The organism is Micromonospora sp. CA-269861, from assembly GCF_050948505.1.
In the GTDB taxonomy this organism is placed as follows: Bacteria; Actinomycetota; Actinomycetes; order Mycobacteriales; family Micromonosporaceae; genus Micromonospora.
This window is the reverse complement of the sequence record NZ_CP192014.1, coordinates 5,387,884-5,403,621: the sequence shown is the minus strand read 5'-3', so window position 1 is coordinate 5,403,621 and position 15,738 is coordinate 5,387,884. Positions and strand designations below refer to the sequence as shown.

Genomic DNA, 15,738 nt, shown 5'->3' with positions numbered 1-15,738 from the left:
CCGCGCCGGTACCCCTCCGGGCGGAGAGTCGGGAGGCAAGTCGGTGCTGGAGGATCTGCTCAGCGGTGCCTGGCAGAGCGTCGTGTTCGGGCTCGTCGGCGTCGGGCTCATGGCCGCCGGCTTCGGGCTCGTCGACCTGCTCACCCCGGGCCGGCTACGAGACCTGATCTGGGTCGAGCGCAACGCCAACGCGGGGTTGCTGCTCGCCGCCAACCAGCTCGGCATCGCCGGGATCGTCTTCACCGCGATCCTCACCAGCTACAGCGACTTCGGCAAGGGGCTCGCCTCCACCGTGGTCTTCGGGCTGGTCGGGTTGGCGATCATGGCGTTGGCCTTCGTGGTGCTGGACCTGCTCACCCCCGGCAAGCTCGGCGAGGTCATCTGCTCGCCCGAGCCGCACCCGGCCGCCCGGGTCAGCGCCGCCACCCACTTCGGAGCCGCGCTGATCGTCTGCGCCTGCATCGCCTGAGGCTGCTGCCCGCGCCGCAGTGCGAGCGGTCGCCGGAGGGCGTCGTACCCCGGTCGTAGCGTGCCGGGCATGAACCGCACGGATCGCCTCTACGCGCTGGTCGAGGAGCTGCGGGCGGTGTCACCACGCCCGCGCAGCGCCCGCTGGCTGGCCGCGCGCTTCGAGGTGAGCAGCCGGACCATCGAACGGGACCTCGGCGCGTTGCAGCAGGCCGGGGTGCCGATCTGGGCCGAGCCCGGTCGCACCGGCGGCTACGTCCTGGACCGCGCCCACACCCTGCCGCCGGTCAACCTGACCGCCGCCGAGGCGGTGGCCATGGCCGTGGCGCTGCACCGGCTCGCCGGCACACCGTTCGCCGGGCCGGCCGCCACCGCGCTGCGCAAGCTGGTGGCGGTGCTGCCGGCCGCCGACGCCGCCGAGGCACACCGGCTCGCCGGCCGGGTGCACCTGATCGGCGACGGGCCGGCCACACCCGTCCCGGCCACCGTCGCCAACGCGGTCGCCGCGCGGCGGGTGCTGCGCATCCGGTACGCCGACCGCTCCGGCGCCGACTCGACCCGCGACGTCGAGCCACTCGGCTACCTCGGCAACCCCCGACACTGGTACCTGGTGGCCTGGTGCCGTCTGCGCGACGAGCTGCGGTGCTTCCGTACCGACCGGATCCGGAGCGTCTGGGCGCTGCCCGACGTGGTGGCCCGGGAGCTACGCCTGACCGACCTCGACATCCCGCACGAACGGGTCCGCCCGCTGAGCCTGGTCTGAGATCCAACGGCCTCGGGTGGCAGTGTCGGTGCAGAACCCCGCCGGAGTGATCCGGAAACACCGACAGGACGTTGTCGCGAACGGCCCCGAGACTGCTCCAGACGACGGCCGAACGGCCGGCACGGAAACTCTGGAGGCAGTAGATGTCCAGGTCCACGACGCCCATCACCTGGTTCGAGATCGGCACCGACCGGCCCGAGGATGCGGAGCGGTTCTACGGAGAGCTGTTCGGCTGGACCTTCGAGGAGCAGGGCTCGACCGGCGGTGGGTCCTACCGCGTGACCGGGGCCGGCGGCGACAGCGGGATCGGCGGGGCGATCCGGGCGATCGACGGGGCGTCACCGAACTACGCGATCTTCTATGCCGAAGTCGCCGACGTCGGGGAGACCTGCCGTCAGGCCGAAGCGGCCGGAGGTCGGGTGCTGGTGCCGGCGCGTACGGCACCGAGTGGTCTCACGTTGGCCCACCTACTCGACCCGGCGGGCAATCACCTGGGCGTCTTCACGCCCCCGCCCTCGCAGCCCTGACGCTGTCCAGCGCCGGGCCGGTGATCGACTCGACTTTCATGATGTCGGGGTGTCCGAGCGCGTCGGATACCGCGACGTCACGGAAGCCGAGTCGATCAAGCCGCGGGGCCGGCCCCGGCCTGCCAGTGCCTGCCGGGGCCGGCCCCAGCCTGCCAGTGCCTGCCGGGGCTGGCCCTAGCCCTGCCACTGCCTGCCAGGGCCGGCCCCAGCCCTGCCAGTGCTTGCCGGGGCCGGGCCTGTCGGACTACTTGCCGGGCATGCCTGCGTGGCCGCCTGGACCGCGGTGGCCGCCCGGGCCGGGGAAGACGCCGGCCTCGACGGCCTTGGTGATGGCGTCGGCCTGCTCCTGGGTGAGCTTGCCGTCCTTGACGGCCTGGTCCAGGCGCTGCTTCAGCGCGGCCTGCCGGTCCTCGGTTGACGGGCGCTGCGGGCGGTCGGCCGGGCGGTGCTGCTCGCGGATCTTCTCCAGTGCGGCGGTCACCTTGTCGGTGGGCACGCCCAACTCCTTGGCGAGCTCCTCGGCGAACTTGCCCTGCCGGTCAGCCTTCGCGCCGGGAGCAGTGCCCGGAGCCGCGTCGGGAGCCGAGCTGGCGCTGGGTGCCGGGGTCGGAGTGTCGGCGGCGAACGCGATCGTCGGGGCCGCGATCCCGACGCCGAGGACGCCGGCGGTGGCCAGGCCGGCCAGCAGGTGCTTCCTACGGATGGTGCGGGACATGCTGTCCTCCAGAGGTTCGGTCATCGTGCGCTGTCGTCACCGACAGTGACCGGGCAGTCTGGGCGGAAGCCGTGGCGACCCTGTCAGCGAGCTGATAATCCTGGCCGACGGCAGGCGAAATCGGTTGTGTGGTCGCTGGCTGAGCGGTCAGGGTGGACGATCCACCGACGGAAGGACACTGCGGCATGACCGTCGAGATTCGGGAGATTCCACTCGTCGAGCCGGGCGCCGGGCCGTACGGCATCACGCCTGGCCCGGACGGCGCGCTGTGGCTGACGCTGGCCCATGCCGGCGGGATCGCCCGTCTGTCGCCCGACGGCGAGGTCCGCACCTACCCGCTGGATCCGGCCGGCGGTCGCCCGTTGATCATCACGACCGGGTCGGACGGGGCGCTCTGGTTCACCCGCTCGGGGGACGACCGGATCGGTCGGATCACGGTCGACGGCGAGCAGCGCACCATCGCCCTGCCGGCCGGCACCGGGCCGGGCGGCATAGCGTCCGGGCCCGATGGTGCGCTCTGGTACGCCGGGATGACCTCCGACACGATCGGCCGGGTCGAGACCGACGGCACCCACAGCGCGTTCCCGCTGCCGGTGACCGGCGGATTCGCCTCGATGATCACTGCTGGTGCGGACCAGGCTCTCTGGTTCACCCTCAACCAGGCGAACGCGATAGGCCGGATCGACCTCGACGGCAGGGTGACGCTCCACCCGTTGCCCACCGCGCAGGCGGGCCCGGTCGGCATCGCCCGCGGCGACGACGGCGTCATCTGGTTCGTGGAGATCGCCGCCGGGCAAATCGGTCGGATCGACAGGGATGGCGAGATCGTCGAGTTTCCGCTGCCGGACCGGGAGGCCCGTCCGCACGCGATCGTGGCCGACCCGGACGGCGGGGCGTGGTTCACCGAGTGGGGTGCCAACCGGATCGGTCACATCGATCCCGCTGGGCGGATCGACGGCCACGCCCTACCCACCCCCGACGCCGAACCCCACGGCATCACCCTCACCCCCACCGGCATCTGGGCAGCCCTGGAAAAAGGCGCAATAGCCCACCTCACCCCACCCACCCCTGACCCCCCACCCCACTAACCCGCGACGATCATGAAGTTATTGCCGCGACACGCCGTGGCAAGTGACAACAACTTCATGATCAACGGTGCCCGGAGCGTTACTGGACTGCGGGGGTTGCGGTGAGGGTGGCGGTGGTGGTGTCGAGGGTTGCGGTTGTGCCGATGGGGACTGTCAGTTGGTTGGGGCCGTGGCCGATGGGGAGGCCGCCGAGGACAGGTACGCCCAGGTCGCCGAGGCGTTCGCTGAGTACGTCGACGATCGTGGTGTCCCAGCCGTCGCCGCAGTCGGTGAACTGCCCGACCGCCACCCCGGCCAGTCCGTCCAGCGCGCCGGCCCGGCGCAGGTGGGTGAGCATCCGGTCGACCTTGTACGGGGGCTCCTGCACGTCCTCGATCAACAGCACCGCGCCGGTCAGGTCGGGCAGGTCAGGTGTGCCGATCGACGCGGTGATCATGCACAGGTTGCCGCCGAGCAGGGTGCCGGTGGCGCGACCCGGGACGCGTACGCCGAAGGTCTCCTCGGTGGGGACCGCGCTGATCGACACCGGTTCGGTGGTCATCAGCGCCGCGTGCAGGGACTCGGCGGAGCGCAGCGGCGTCCGCTCGTCGCGCCAGGCCGCCCCGGGGCCGTGCACCCCGGCCAGCCGGGCGCCCCGCCACAGCGCGAACTGCAGGGCGGTGATGTCCGAGAAGCCGGCCACCACCTTCGGATCGCGGCGGACGGCGGCCATGTCGATGGCGTCCACGATCCGTTGGGCGCCGTAGCCGCCGCGAGTGCAGATCACCCCGCGTACGTGCGGGTCGGCGAAGGCCGCGTTCAGGTCGGCGGCGCGCAGGTCGTCGGTGCCGGCGAGGTAGCCGTGGCGGGCGTACGCGTTCGGTGCGGGCACCGGGCGCAGGCCCCAGCCGGTGAGCAACTCCATGCCCCGGGCCACCCGCTCCGGCGAGGTCGGCCCAGACGGCGACACCAGCAGCACCGTGTCACCCGGGCGCAGCACGGGCGGGCGTACGACGGCGGTTGCCTCGCGGTGGTCGGGCGCGGCGGCAGAGCTTACGGGCACAGCGGCAGAGCTTAGCCTCGCTGGCGAGTCACTGGTCGGTGTACCGCTCGGCCCAGTCCGGTGCCGGCGGAATGGGTGTGATCACGTCGATCAGAACGCCCGCGGGGTCGGCGAGGATGAAGTGTCGCTGCCCGAAGTCCTCGTCGCGCAGCGTCAGCTCCGGGTGGAGCCCGCCGTGGACGACCAGCCGCTCCCACTCCGCGTCGACGTCGGTGACCTCAAGGTTCAGCAGCAGCCCCTGCACCGGCTTCCGGTAGGCCGCCGGGACCGTCGGGTGCCGGTGGTCGAGCAGCGCCAGTTCGTACGCCGGAGGGCCGGGGCGGCGCAGGCTCACGTACCAGTCCGCCTCGAAGGTCGTCTCGAACCCGAGGAAGTGCTGATAGAAGTCGCGGCACTCGGCCAACCTGGTCGTGCAGATGACCGGATAGAAGCTGGTGAGATTCATCTGGGCTCCTTCGCGTACCGTCGGTATGTCAACTACCGTATTTCGCATACCGTTGGTATGTCAATTGGGGGCGTGATGAGTCAGGGAGTGCGCGAGGAACAGCGGGAGCAGACCCGGCGGTCCCTGTTGCTGCGGAGCCGGCAACTCTTCGCCACCCGCGGCTATCAGGGGGTCGGCCTGGCCGAGATCGTGAGCGCCGCCGGGGTGACCAAGGGCGCTCTCTACCACCACTTCGCGAGCAAGGTCGAGCTGTTCCAGGCGGTGCTGACCCAGGTGCAGCAGGAGGTGGGGGACCGGGTCGCCGCCATCGCCGACGCCCAACCGGACCCCTGGTCCCGGCTCACCGCCGGCTGCCAGGCGTTCCTCACGGCCAGCGCCGACCCTGAGTTCCAACGGATCATGCTGATCGACGGGCCCGCTGTGCTCGGCTGGCACGAGTGGCGGGCCCTGGACGAGGCCGCCTCGGGTCGGCACCTGGCCGACGCGCTCGCCGACCTCATCGCGGCGGGCATGATCGCCCCGCAGCCGGTGGCGCCCCTGTCCCACCTGCTCTCCGGCGCGATGAACGAGGCGGCACTCTGGCTGGCCGGATCGACAGACCCGGCCGACCTGGCCGCCACCCAGGTGGCGCTGTCCCGGTTGATCGACGCGCTGCGGGTCAGCTGAGCCGCGACAGGTCCGCTCAGCGCCATCATGTGCCGGGGCGTGGCGTCGTGCGGCGTACCGGCTAGCCTCGACGGGTGGCAACCGCGCTGGTGATCGAGAACGACCCGACGGACGACGCGCGCCGGCTGGGCGAGTGGCTGACCGAGGCTGGGCTGGAGCTGTGGGTGGTTCGCCCGCACGCCGGCGACGAGCTCCCCGCCGACCTGGAGGGGTATGCGGCGCTTGTGGTGCTCGGCGGCGACCAACAGGCGTACCCGTTGCCGGACGGCTCGCCCGGAGCGCAGTGGTTTCCCGCGGTGGAGGGCCTGCTGCGCAAGGCGGTCCGGTACCGGGTGCCGACCCTGGCGGTCTGCCTGGGCGCGCAACTGCTCGCCACCGCGCACGCCGGCCTGGTGGAGCGCAGCCCCTCCGGGCCGGAGATCGGCCCCGGCGTGGTCGGCCGGCGCGACGCCGCCGAGGGTGACCCGTTGTTCCGGTACGTGCCATTGATCCCGGACGTGCTCCAGTGGCACTCCGACGAGATCACCGAGCTGCCTCGGGGCGCGACCCTGCTGGCCGCCTCCACCCGCTATCCGCATCAGGCGTTCCGGCTCGGTGACCGGGCGTGGGGGTTGCAGTTCCACATCGAGTGCGACGCCGCGATGATCGCTGACTGGGCCACCGACTCGGCCCAACTCGCCGAGCTGGGCTACGACCCGGAGCTGGTGGTCGCGGCCTGCGCCTCGGTGCTGGCCGACGTCGAGGAGGTCTGGCAACCGTTCGCCGCCCGGTTCGCCGCGCTGGCCCTCGGCGAGCTGGACGACAGCACGACGCGGCGCGGTCTGCCGTTGCTCGGGCACTGATGAGCCGGCCGACCAGGGCACCGGGCCGGCTCGCCCGGTACGGCTTCGGCACCGCCGATGGCGACGGCGGCGCGCGCGCCGCGGACCTGCTCGGCCCGGAGGGGCTGCGGCTGTGGCGGCCGGTCGAGCAGGAGCCGGTCGACGAGGCCGCCGCGGAGCTGCTCGCCGCGCTGTCCCGGGCCGCCGACCCGGACCTGGCGCTGCGCCAGTTGCACCGCATCGTGGAGGCCGAAAGCCGCGCTACCGAGGGCAGCGCTGAAAGCAGCGCCGGATCGCCGCTGCTCGCGGACGTGCACAACGACCCCGGACTGCGGCGGCGACTGATCGCGGTGCTCGGCGCGTCGGCGGCGCTCGGCGACCACCTGGTGGCCCACCCCGAGCACCACCAGGCGCTGCGGACCGCCCCGGACGGGCTCGCCCCGGCCGCCGAGGGGCTGCTGGAGCCGGCCGACGGCGGCAACGCGGTGGCGGCGCTGCGGACCGCGTACCGGTTGGCGTTGTTGCGGATCGCGGCGGCCGACCTGACCGGCGGTCGCGGCCTGGAGCAGACGATGGCCGCGCTCTCCGCGCTGGCCGACGCGACGCTGTCCGCGGCGTACGAGATCGCGGTCGCGGAGCTGGCGGAGGGCACCGAGCGGCCCCGGCTGGCGGTCGTGGCGATGGGCAAGTGCGGCGGCGGTGAGCTGAACTACGTCTCCGACGTGGACGTCATCTTCGTGGCCGCCGAGGACGCCGACCTGTCCGCCGCGACCCTGGTGGCGACCCGGCTGATCTACATCTGCGGGCTGGTCGCCTGGCCGGTGGACGCCGCGCTGCGCCCCGAGGGCAGCCGGGGCCCGCTGGTGCGGACCCTCGCCAGCCACCTGGCCTACTACCGGCGGTGGGCGCGTACCTGGGAGTTCCAGGCGCTGCTCAAGGCCCGTCCGGCCGCGGGTGACCTGCCACTGGCCCAGGAGTGGATCGACCAGCTCGCGCCGCTGGTCTGGCGGGCGGCCGAGCGGCCCGAGGCGGTCGAGGACGTCCGCGCCATGCGCCGCCGGATCATCGACCACATCCCCCCGAAGGAGCTGGAGCGCGAGATCAAGCGCGGTCCCGGCGGGCTGCGCGACATCGAGTTCGCCGTCCAGTTGCTGCAACTCGTGCACGGTCGCGGCGACGAGACGCTGCGCCCGCCCGGCACCATCCCGGCGTTGCGCGCGCTCGTCGCCGGCGGCTACGTCGGTCGGGCCGACGGCGAGGCCCTGCTGCGCGGCTACCGCTTCCTGCGCAGCGTCGAGCACCGGCTGCAACTCCAGGGCCTGCGTCGTACGCACACCGTGCCCGCCGAGCCGGGCGCGCTGCGCTGGCTGGCCGCCGCGCTGGGTTTCACTGCCGCGCCGGGGCGCAGCGCCGTGGAGAGCTTCCGGGCCGAGTGGGTCACCCACGCCACCGAGGTACGCCGGCTGCACGCCAAACTGCTCTACCGGCCGCTGCTGGAGTCGGTGGCCCGGGTGCCGGCCGACGGGCTGCGACTCACCCCGGAGGCGGCCAGGAACCGCCTGGAGATCCTCGGCTTCGCCGACCCGGCCGGGGCGTTGCGCCACCTCCAGGCGCTCACCGGCGGGGTGAGCCGCACGGCGGCCATCCAGCGCACGTTGCTGCCGGTGCTGCTCAGCGAGTTCGCCGACGCGCCGGAGCCGGACCGGGGGCTGCTCAACTACCGGAAGGTCTCCGACAAGCTGGGCAGCACCCCCTGGTACCTGCGGCTGCTGCGCGACGGCGGCCCGGTCGCCCGGAGACTGGCCCGGGTCCTCGCCCTGTCCCGGTACGTCGCCGACCTGCTCGCCCGTGACCCGGAGGCGCTGCGGCTGCTGGCCGAGGAGAACGAGCTGGCGCCACGCCCGCCGGAGGTGCTGCGGGAGGGGTTCCTCGCGGCGGCGGCCCGGCACACCGACCCGGTCGAGGCCACCAGCGCGGTGCGCGCGCTGCGGCGTCGCGAGCTGGTCCGGGTGGCCTGCGCCGACGTGCTCTGCCGGGCGGGCGCGCTCGCACCCAGCCCCACCCGGCCGGACGGCGCGAACCGGCCGGCCGTCGGGCTGTCCGACATCACCGCTGTCGGTACGGCCCTCGCCGACGTCACCGACGCCACCCTGGCCGCCGCGTTGCGGGCCGCCCAGGCCAGCCAGCCGGCACCGGAGGGGCTGCGGTTCGCGGTGATCGGCATGGGCCGGCTCGGCGGGTACGAGTCGAACTACCTCTCCGACGCCGACGTCCTCTTCGTCTACGACCCGCCGCCGGGCAGCAGCGAGAGCGCCGCCAGCGCCGCCGCGCACGCCGTCGCCGAGGAACTGCGCCGCCTGCTCGGCGTACCCGCCCCCGACCCGCCGCTGGGCGTCGACGCCGACCTGCGGCCGGAGGGCCGCCAGGGTCCGCTGGTACGCAGCCTCGCCGCGTACGCGCAGTACTACGCCCGCTGGTCGCGGGTGTGGGAGGCGCAGGCACTGCTGCGCGCCCGGTTCGTCTGTGGTGACGCCGACCTGGGCGCCGAGTTCGAGGCGATGGTCGATCCGGTGCGCTACCCGGCCGACGGGCTGACCCGCGAGCAGGTCGTCGAGATCCGGCGGATCAAGGCCCGGGTGGAGACGGAGCGGCTGCCCCGGGGCGCCGACCCGGCCACCCACACCAAGCTCGGTCGCGGGGGGCTCGCCGACGTGGAGTGGGCCGTCCAACTCGTTCAGCTCCGGCACGCCGGCGCGAATCCGGCGCTGCGCGGCACGCGTACCCTCGACGCCCTCGCGGCGGCCGAGCGGGCCGGCCTGATCGACCCGACGGACGCCGCGGAGATGGCCGCCGGTTGGGCCCTGGCCGCGCAGGTCCGCAACGCGTTGATGCTGGTCCGGGGTCGGGCCGGCGACCAGTTGCCCCGGCACGGCGTCGAGTTGGCCGGCGTGGCCAGACTGCTCGGCCGCGACGACCCGGGGGAGTTTCTCGACGAGTACCTGCGCACCGGCCGCCGCTCCCGCGCCGCTGCCGCACGGGTCCTCGATGCCTGACGCGTCGCCGCGCCCCACCGGGCGGCGCATCGCGGGCACCGGCTGGGCGGCGGCGACCGGGGCCGCTGTGGTGCTCGCCGTCGCGTTCCTGCTCGCGCCGCCGATGGGCACCGACCTCGCCGCTCAGGTCGCCCGTGCCGGGTTCACCGAACGGTTCGGGGCCGCGCCCGTCGACTTCGGCTGGTACGGCGGCGTCAACCAGTACGGCTACAGCCTCTTCACGGCCAGGTTGGGCGCGCTGATCGGGGTGCGTCCGCTGGGAGCGGTCGCCGCAGTGGTCGGCGCGGCCGCGCTGGGTTGGCTGTTCACCCGCAACCGGGCCCGCCGGCCGCTGCTGGCCGGCGTCCTCGGCGCTGTGGTGCTGGTTGGCAACCTGGCGAGTGGTCGGATCACCTTCGCGGTCGGGTTGGCGTTCGGGCTGCTGGCGCTCTGCGCGGTCAGCGCGGAACGCCCACCGCGCTGGCTCCGGTTGACGCTCGCCGCCGCCTGCGCCGCCCTCGCGACGGCGGCCAGCCCGGTCGCCGGCCTGTTCACCGGGCTGGCCGGCGCGGCGCTGCTGCTGGCCGCCCTGCGGACCGGTGACGGGCCGGGCCGCCCGCTGCCCGGCGGCTGGCGGGCCGAGCGACCACTGGCCGAGGGGTTCGTCCTGGCCGTGGCGCCCGCTGTCACACTCGCCCCGATGGCGTTCGTCTTCGGCAACGGCGGCACCCAGCCGTACTCGGCCGAGTCGATGCGCATCAACGTCGCGCTCGCTGTGCTGGTGGCGGTCGTGCTGCCGCGTCGCCGCCGGGTGCTGCGCATCGGCGCGGTGCTCACGGTGCTGCTCCTGGTCGGGGCGTACTACCTGCCCAGCCCGATCGGGTCCAACGCGCTACGACTCCCGATGCTGTTCGCAGTGCCCGTGCTGGCCGGGTACGCCGCGTTGCCGGGGCCGTGGCTGGCCGGGCTGCTCGCCGCGACCGTGTGGTGGCAGTCCCCGGTGATGCTGAGCGACGTGACCCGGGCCGGCGCCCCGGAGAGCGCCGCGAGCTTCTACCAACCGCTCGTCGCCGAACTCGACAGGCGGCAGCCGGCCGGGCGGGTCGAGGTGGTGCCGCTGCGCGACCACTGGGAGTCCGCGTACCTGCCGCCGACAGTGCCACTGGCCCGGGGCTGGGAACGCCAGGTCGACAGCGACCGTAACGCGCTGTTCTACGACGGCAGCCTCAGCGCGCAGACGTACGAGCAGTGGCTACGGCACGAGGCGGTGACCTACGTGGTGCTCGCCCCGGACGCACCCGCCGACAAGTGGGGCCGCGACGAGGCAGCGCTGATCCGCGCCGGCCTGCCGTACCTGCGCGAGGTCTGGAGTGACCCGACCTGGCGGATGTACGCCGTGGTCGACCCGACCCCGCTGGTCGGTGCCCCGGGTCACCTCGTCGCCGCCGGGCGCGGCGCGGTCCGGCTGACCACCACGCCTGGGGACGTACCGGTCCGGGTGCGCTGGTCGCGCTGGCTCTCGCTGAGCGGCCCGGACGGCTGCCTGCGACCGGGCGCGGACGGGTGGACCGAGGTGCGGGCCCGCGCCGCGGGCGACTACACGATCTCCAGTGGGCTGACGCCGGCCCGCCACTGCTGACCGTCCGGGTGCCTGCCGTCGGCACCCCGCCGTGATGCTGGCAGCATGTCCGGCGTGCCTTCCCACCTCGCGCGCTGGACCGGCCTGGCCGGCTCGATGCTGCTCGCGCTCTCCGCTTTCCTCGGCGGCGCGTTCCCCAGTGGCCCCCTGCGCAGCACCCCGGTCAGCATCTGGCAGGGGCCCAACGGCCCGCTGATCCTCGCCGCCTGGGCGGTCGGCACCGGCCTGATGGCGTACGCCTGGTGGGCACTGCGCGACGGGGGACCCTCGACCCGATGGGCGGTGGTCACCGTCGGGCTCTGGCTGCTTCCGTTGCTTGTCGCACCGCCCTTCGGCAGCCGGGACGTGTACGCGTACGCCTGCCAGGGCGCCAGCTTCGTCGGCGGCATCAGCCCGTACGAGCAGGGCGTCTCCGCGCTGCCCTGCCCCTGGCTGGACACGGTCTCGGTCATCTGGCGCGACACCCCGGCGCCGTACGGGCCGCTGTTCGTGCTCATCGCGGGCGCCGTCGTGAAGGCCACCGGTTCGCTGACCGCCAGCATCGTGGTGTTCCGGGCGCTGTCGCTGGTCGGCGTGGTCCTCACCGCGTGGGCCCTACCAGCGCTGGCGCGTCGGGCCGGCGTGCCGGCGAAGCGGGCGGTGTGGCTGGCGTTGGGTTCCCCGCTGGTCGCCGCGCACCTGATCGGTGGTCCCCACAACGACGTGCTGATGCTCGCCGCGTTGGTCGGTGGGCTCGCAGTGGTGGCGGCGCACCCGGGCCGGCGCGGAATGCTGCTGGTCGGCGGACTGCTCCTCGGAGTCGCGGTGGCGATCAAGGTGACCGCCGTGGTGGTGGTGCCGTTCGCCGCGCTGGCGGCCACCGTCGGGCCGTACCGGATCCGCACGCTGATCAGCGACGGCGGCTGGGTGGTCGGCGGCGCGGCCGCCACAGTGGTCGGCGTGACAGTCGCCGGTGGGCTGGACTTCGGGTGGATCAGCGGGCTGTCCCAGGGCGGTGCCGCCATCGCCTGGACCTCCCCGCCGACAGCCGTCGGGCAGACGATCGGGTACGTCGCGGCGCTGTTCGGCGCTCACATCGACGCGTTGCCGGTCACCCGCGGGATCGCCGTGGTCCTCCTGGCCGTCCTGCTCGTCTGGCTCTGGTGGCGCGCCCGCACCCGTGACCCGCTGTACCACGCCGGCCTCGCGCTCGCCCTCACCGTCGCGCTCGCCCCCGTCGTGCACCCCTGGTACTGGACCTGGCCGCTGTTCGTGCTGGCCGCCACCGCCCAGCGGACCAGGTGGTTCACAGTTGTCGCCCTGGTCGCGTCGTTCCTGGTGCTGCCCGACGGCACCGGGCTGCCCCGGTACACCAAGACGGTCGGGGCGCCACTGATGACGCTGTTGGTGATTGTGCTGGTCATCCGATTGGTACGGTCGGCTCGGGCGGCCCGTCAGCCGGTCGCCGCCGACTGAGGGAAGGTGCGCCGGTGACCGCTCCCGGCCCGCCCGTCCCGCCGTTCTCCGTATCGTTGTCGGCCTCGGGTGCCCGGTATGCCGGCCTGGCCGGGGCGGTCCTGCTCGCCGTGGCCGGATACCTCGGCGGGGCGCTGCCCGACGCCCCGCTGGGCGTGACACCCGCGTCGATCTGGCGAGCCCCGGACGGCCCGGCCACGCTCACCTGCTGGCTGCTCGGGACCGTCCTGCTGGTCGGGGCGTGGTGGTCGCTGCGCGAGGGCCCGCCGTCGACCCGTTGGGCGTACGTCACCGCTGGGCTGTGGGCACTACCGCTGCTGGTCGCGCCACCGCTGGGCAGCCGGGACGTCTACTCGTACGCCTGCCAGGGCTGGACGTACGCGCACGGCGTCGACCCGTACACCGTCGGGGTCGCGGCGGCGGGCTGTCCCTGGCTGGACACCGTGGCGCCGATCTGGCGGGACACCCCGGCACCGTACGGGCCGGTGTTCGTCCTGCTCGCGGCGTTCGCGGTCGGCGTCGGCGGCGGGCTCACCGGCACGATCGTGGCGCTGCGCGTGATCGCCGTGGCGGGGCTGCTGCTGGCCGCCCTCTGCCTGCCCGGTCTGGCGCGGGCAACCGGGGTGCCGGCCGAGCGGGGCCCGGTTGTGTCGGCCGGACGGGGGCCGGGGGAGCCGGCCAGGCGGAGGCGGGGGCTCCGGCCGAGCGGCTAGCCGGGGTGCCGGCCGAGCGGGGCCCGGTTGTGTCGACCGGACGGGGGCCGGGGATGCCGACCGGGCGGATGCCGGGGAGCCGGCCGGGTGGGCGGCCCCGGTGCCGGCCCGGCGGGTGGCCTGGTTGGCGCTGGCCGGTCCGCTGGTCGGCGTACACCTGGTGGCCGGTGCGCACAACGACGCCGTGATGCTGGGCCTGCTGCTGTGTGGGCTGCTGATCGCGGTCCGCCGGCCGGGTCGACCGGCGGCGTTGCTGCTGGCCGGAGCGCTGCTCGGACTGGCGGTCACGGTGAAGGCCAGTGCCGTGGTGGTGGTGCCCTTCGCCGTGCTGGCCGCGATGCCTGGCCGGTACACCGTACGGGCGTTGCTGCGCCACTGTGGTTGGCTGGCCGGTGGGTTGCTCGCCGCGCTGCTGGTCACCTCGGCGGTGTCCGGCCTCGGGTTCGGCTGGGTGGGCGGGCTGACCCACAGTGGCGACTCGGAGCAGTGGACGTCACCACCCACCGCCGTGGGCTTCGTGGTGGACTACGCCGGCGCGCTTGTCGGCCGGGATCCGCAGGCGGTGCCGGTAGTCCGGGCGGTCGCGCTGCTGCTGCTCGTCGGGGTGCTGGTGGTGCTCTGGTGGCGGACCTGGCAGGTGCTGCGCGGGTTCGACGACACGGCGGATCCCGAGGATGCGGTGGCGCGGTCCCGGGTGGCGCTGCACGGTGCGGCACTGGCTCTCGTCGCCACAGTCGTCCTGTCCCCGGTCTTCCACCCCTGGTACGCGACCTGGCCACTGGCGCTGCTCGCGCTCACCGCCGCCCGTACGACGTGGTTCGTGCTGCCCGCCGCAGGGGCAGCCTTCCTCGCCCTGCCCGACGGCACCAACCTGGCCCGCTTCACGAAGGCCCCCGGCGCCCTGGCGATGACAGCCCTGCTGCTGACCGTCCTCCTGCGCACCATCGCCCGCCGCCAGCCCCGTTGATCATGAGGTTGGCGGGCGACAATCCGGACGGAACGCCTCGCCAACCTCATGATCATCGTCACGGTGCGGTCAAGATCGTGCTCGAACATGGATGTAGTGGCTTCTTGGGCGCCGGACACCACTAGAACCAGGATCAAGCGCGATCTCACTTCGGGCCCGGCCCAAGATCTGCGCAACTTCGGGGAAAGTGCTGCTTCCGGCGCGTCGGAGGCAGCACTTTCCCCGAAGTTGCGCAGATCTTCGCGCGGGGCGGCGCGGGGCGGGGCGGGGCGGCGAGGCGGGGCGGGGCGGGGCGGCGAGGTGGGGGCGGTGCAGAGCGAGCCGGGCCGGCTCCGCGGTGAGCGGAGCCGGCCCGGCCGGTGTTCCAGCGACTGCTCGGCAGTCGTCGTGCAGTGGACTGCTCAGCAGTCGTAGTACATGGCGAACTAACCGCGCATGGTGGCTGACCTGGGGGAGCGCGGTCGATCAAGGCGCTGAGCGGGCCATACGCCGTATATCAACTTCCATCGTTATGCACTGTTTCCAGGCGGCATCTGTACCCCTCGTGTACCTAATGATCATGGCGTGGGGTTGTGTGCGAGCGATTCCGATGGTGACCGGTGCGGCATCCCGTCGCGCAGGCTCCGCCCTGCCGGGCCGCGCCGACCTGGTCCAGGTGGAGCGCCCCACTGGACGTACGACCTGGACCAGGTCGGCGCGGTCTGGTGGCCTCCGGTGTGCGACGGGTCCCCGGTCGCGGCCGGGGCATCCCAGAGTCGCCGAGGGTCCGGGGCGAGTAGCCCCGGCCGCCGGAGGCCATCCCCGGGTCGTAGGGCCGGAGGCCCTACCCGCCGGAGGCGTCGCCCTGGCTGGCGTCCTTGAAACGTGGCAGCGGCCAAACAGGGGTGAACGCATCGTCTTGCCAGCCCGGTCCCAGCGCTCGGCTGACGTTGATGTACACCGGTCCGTAGGACGTCTCCAGTCGCCAGTTGTCCCACTGGTCCAGGTCGTGCTCAGCAAACCGCGCCAACAGGCGGAACATGGTTGCCACTTCGGAATCGGCGAGCGGGCCTCCTGGGTGTTCTTCCATCTCGGCAGGGTGCCATCGGCGGGCTGATAGCACCAAGCCGAAGCCCGCGTCTGCTGTACCTCGGTGGACGCGGGCTTCGTCGTGCCCGCCGGAGTTCGCGTGCCGCCGGGGTCGCCGCGCCGGTAGCGAAGCGGCAAGGCGCGGCGTGCCCCGAGTGGCACGCAGCGGCCCGTAGGGCCGCCTTGAAGACGTATGGAAAGTTCTCACCGGCTAGAAGGCGGCCGAACCGTCCTCCGTCAACTGATGCGCGAGGCTCGTCCGTCAATTGACTCGCGACACAGTCGGCGCGCGGTAGGCGGCAGAAGCGCGTACCTGCTCCTCGCCGCCC

13 protein-coding genes and 2 pseudogenes are annotated in these 15,738 nt (G+C 73.5%); 11 read left to right on the top strand and 4 right to left on the bottom strand.

Annotated features, from left to right (window positions below; genetic code table 11):
* Positions 1-43 precede the first annotated feature (43 nt).
* From ACQP0U_RS24620 to ACQP0U_RS24610, 3 genes are all read left to right on the top strand, one after another.
* A complete protein-coding gene (locus ACQP0U_RS24620; protein WP_433311298.1) occupies positions 44-469 on the top strand; it encodes a DUF350 domain-containing protein in 426 nt (141 codons plus the stop codon).
* Between the two features lie 69 nt (positions 470-538).
* Positions 539-1,231 carry a helix-turn-helix transcriptional regulator gene (locus ACQP0U_RS24615; RefSeq protein ID WP_433311295.1) on the top strand — a complete coding sequence of 231 codons (693 nt, stop codon included), beginning with the start codon at positions 539-541 and terminating at the stop codon, positions 1,229-1,231.
* A 143-nt stretch (positions 1,232-1,374) separates the two neighbouring features.
* Positions 1,375-1,758, top strand: coding sequence for a VOC family protein (locus ACQP0U_RS24610; RefSeq protein WP_433311292.1), 384 nt, complete (start codon positions 1,375-1,377; stop codon positions 1,756-1,758).
* A 244-nt stretch (positions 1,759-2,002) separates the two neighbouring features.
* Here the strand turns inward: ACQP0U_RS24610 and ACQP0U_RS24605 are convergent, their stop codons facing one another.
* A complete protein-coding gene (locus ACQP0U_RS24605) occupies positions 2,003-2,473 on the bottom strand; it encodes a hypothetical protein (RefSeq protein WP_433321095.1) in 471 nt (156 codons plus the stop codon).
* Between the two features lie 185 nt (positions 2,474-2,658).
* On the opposite strand from ACQP0U_RS24605, the gene ACQP0U_RS24600 reads away from it, so the two are divergent.
* Positions 2,659-3,561, top strand: a complete 903-nt coding sequence (locus ACQP0U_RS24600) for a Vgb family protein (protein WP_433311289.1) — start codon at positions 2,659-2,661, stop codon at positions 3,559-3,561.
* A gap of 79 nt (positions 3,562-3,640) precedes the next feature.
* On the opposite strand, the gene ACQP0U_RS24595 is transcribed toward ACQP0U_RS24600, so the two are convergent.
* Both ACQP0U_RS24595 and ACQP0U_RS24590 read right to left on the bottom strand, forming a co-directional pair.
* Positions 3,641-4,603 (bottom strand): S66 peptidase family protein, encoded by a 963-nt coding sequence (locus ACQP0U_RS24595; protein WP_433311286.1) that lies wholly within the window; start codon positions 4,601-4,603, stop codon positions 3,641-3,643.
* 28 nt (positions 4,604-4,631) lie between these two features.
* Complete coding sequence (locus ACQP0U_RS24590; protein ID WP_433311283.1) at positions 4,632-5,048, bottom strand: VOC family protein; 417 nt, start codon at positions 5,046-5,048, stop codon at positions 4,632-4,634.
* Between the two features lie 75 nt (positions 5,049-5,123).
* Here ACQP0U_RS24590 and ACQP0U_RS24585 point away from each other — a divergent pair, with 75 nt between their 5' ends.
* From ACQP0U_RS24585 to mptB (ACQP0U_RS24555), 7 genes and pseudogenes are all read left to right on the top strand, one after another.
* Positions 5,124-5,714: a TetR/AcrR family transcriptional regulator gene (locus tag ACQP0U_RS24585; RefSeq protein WP_433311280.1), complete on the top strand. Its 591-nt coding sequence runs from the start codon at positions 5,124-5,126 to the stop codon at positions 5,712-5,714.
* 74 nt (positions 5,715-5,788) lie between these two features.
* Positions 5,789-6,556: a type 1 glutamine amidotransferase gene (locus ACQP0U_RS24580; protein ID WP_433311278.1), complete on the top strand. Its 768-nt coding sequence runs from the start codon at positions 5,789-5,791 to the stop codon at positions 6,554-6,556.
* Positions 6,556-9,588 carry a bifunctional [glutamine synthetase] adenylyltransferase/[glutamine synthetase]-adenylyl-L-tyrosine phosphorylase gene (locus ACQP0U_RS24575; RefSeq protein WP_433311275.1) on the top strand — a complete coding sequence of 1,011 codons (3,033 nt, stop codon included), beginning with the start codon at positions 6,556-6,558 and terminating at the stop codon, positions 9,586-9,588. Before ACQP0U_RS24580 ends, ACQP0U_RS24575 begins: the two co-directional genes overlap by 1 nt.
* On the top strand, positions 9,581-11,206 hold the full coding sequence (locus tag ACQP0U_RS24570; RefSeq protein WP_433311272.1) for a hypothetical protein: 1,626 nt from the start codon (positions 9,581-9,583) through the stop codon (positions 11,204-11,206). The genes ACQP0U_RS24575 and ACQP0U_RS24570 overlap by 8 nt, the downstream gene beginning before the upstream one ends.
* Positions 11,207-11,260: 54 nt before the next feature.
* Positions 11,261-12,661, top strand: a complete 1,401-nt coding sequence (gene mptB, locus ACQP0U_RS24565; RefSeq protein WP_433311270.1) for a polyprenol phosphomannose-dependent alpha 1,6 mannosyltransferase MptB — start codon at positions 11,261-11,263, stop codon at positions 12,659-12,661.
* A 14-nt stretch (positions 12,662-12,675) separates the two neighbouring features.
* Positions 12,676-13,285: pseudogene (gene mptB, locus ACQP0U_RS24560) on the top strand (polyprenol phosphomannose-dependent alpha 1,6 mannosyltransferase MptB); the annotation flags it as partial.
* 189 nt (positions 13,286-13,474) lie between these two features.
* Positions 13,475-14,341, top strand: a pseudogene (gene mptB, locus ACQP0U_RS24555) (polyprenol phosphomannose-dependent alpha 1,6 mannosyltransferase MptB); the annotation flags it as partial.
* Between the two features lie 823 nt (positions 14,342-15,164).
* On the opposite strand, the gene ACQP0U_RS24550 reads toward mptB (ACQP0U_RS24555), so the two are convergent.
* Positions 15,165-15,410, bottom strand: coding sequence for a hypothetical protein (locus ACQP0U_RS24550; RefSeq protein ID WP_433311267.1), 246 nt, complete (start codon positions 15,408-15,410; stop codon positions 15,165-15,167).
* Positions 15,411-15,738: the final 328 nt, after the last annotated feature.

Bases quoted from the DNA above. Each gene is read 5' to 3' on its own strand.
- ACQP0U_RS24600 (WP_433311289.1), top strand. From the start codon at position 2,659: ATGACCGTCGAGATTCGGGAGATTCCACTCGTCGAGCCGGGCGCCGGG.
- ACQP0U_RS24550 (WP_433311267.1), bottom strand. From the start codon at position 15,410: ATGGAAGAACACCCAGGAGGCCCGCTCGCCGATTCCGAAGTGGCAACC.
- ACQP0U_RS24615 (WP_433311295.1), top strand. From the start codon at position 539: ATGAACCGCACGGATCGCCTCTACGCGCTGGTCGAGGAGCTGCGGGCG.
- ACQP0U_RS24575 (WP_433311275.1), top strand. From the start codon at position 6,556: ATGAGCCGGCCGACCAGGGCACCGGGCCGGCTCGCCCGGTACGGCTTC.
- ACQP0U_RS24590 (WP_433311283.1), bottom strand. From the start codon at position 5,048: ATGAATCTCACCAGCTTCTATCCGGTCATCTGCACGACCAGGTTGGCC.
- ACQP0U_RS24585 (WP_433311280.1), top strand. From the start codon at position 5,124: ATGAGTCAGGGAGTGCGCGAGGAACAGCGGGAGCAGACCCGGCGGTCC.
- ACQP0U_RS24605 (WP_433321095.1), bottom strand. From the start codon at position 2,473: ATGTCCCGCACCATCCGTAGGAAGCACCTGCTGGCCGGCCTGGCCACC.
- ACQP0U_RS24610 (WP_433311292.1), top strand. From the start codon at position 1,375: ATGTCCAGGTCCACGACGCCCATCACCTGGTTCGAGATCGGCACCGAC.
- ACQP0U_RS24570 (WP_433311272.1), top strand. From the start codon at position 9,581: ATGCCTGACGCGTCGCCGCGCCCCACCGGGCGGCGCATCGCGGGCACC.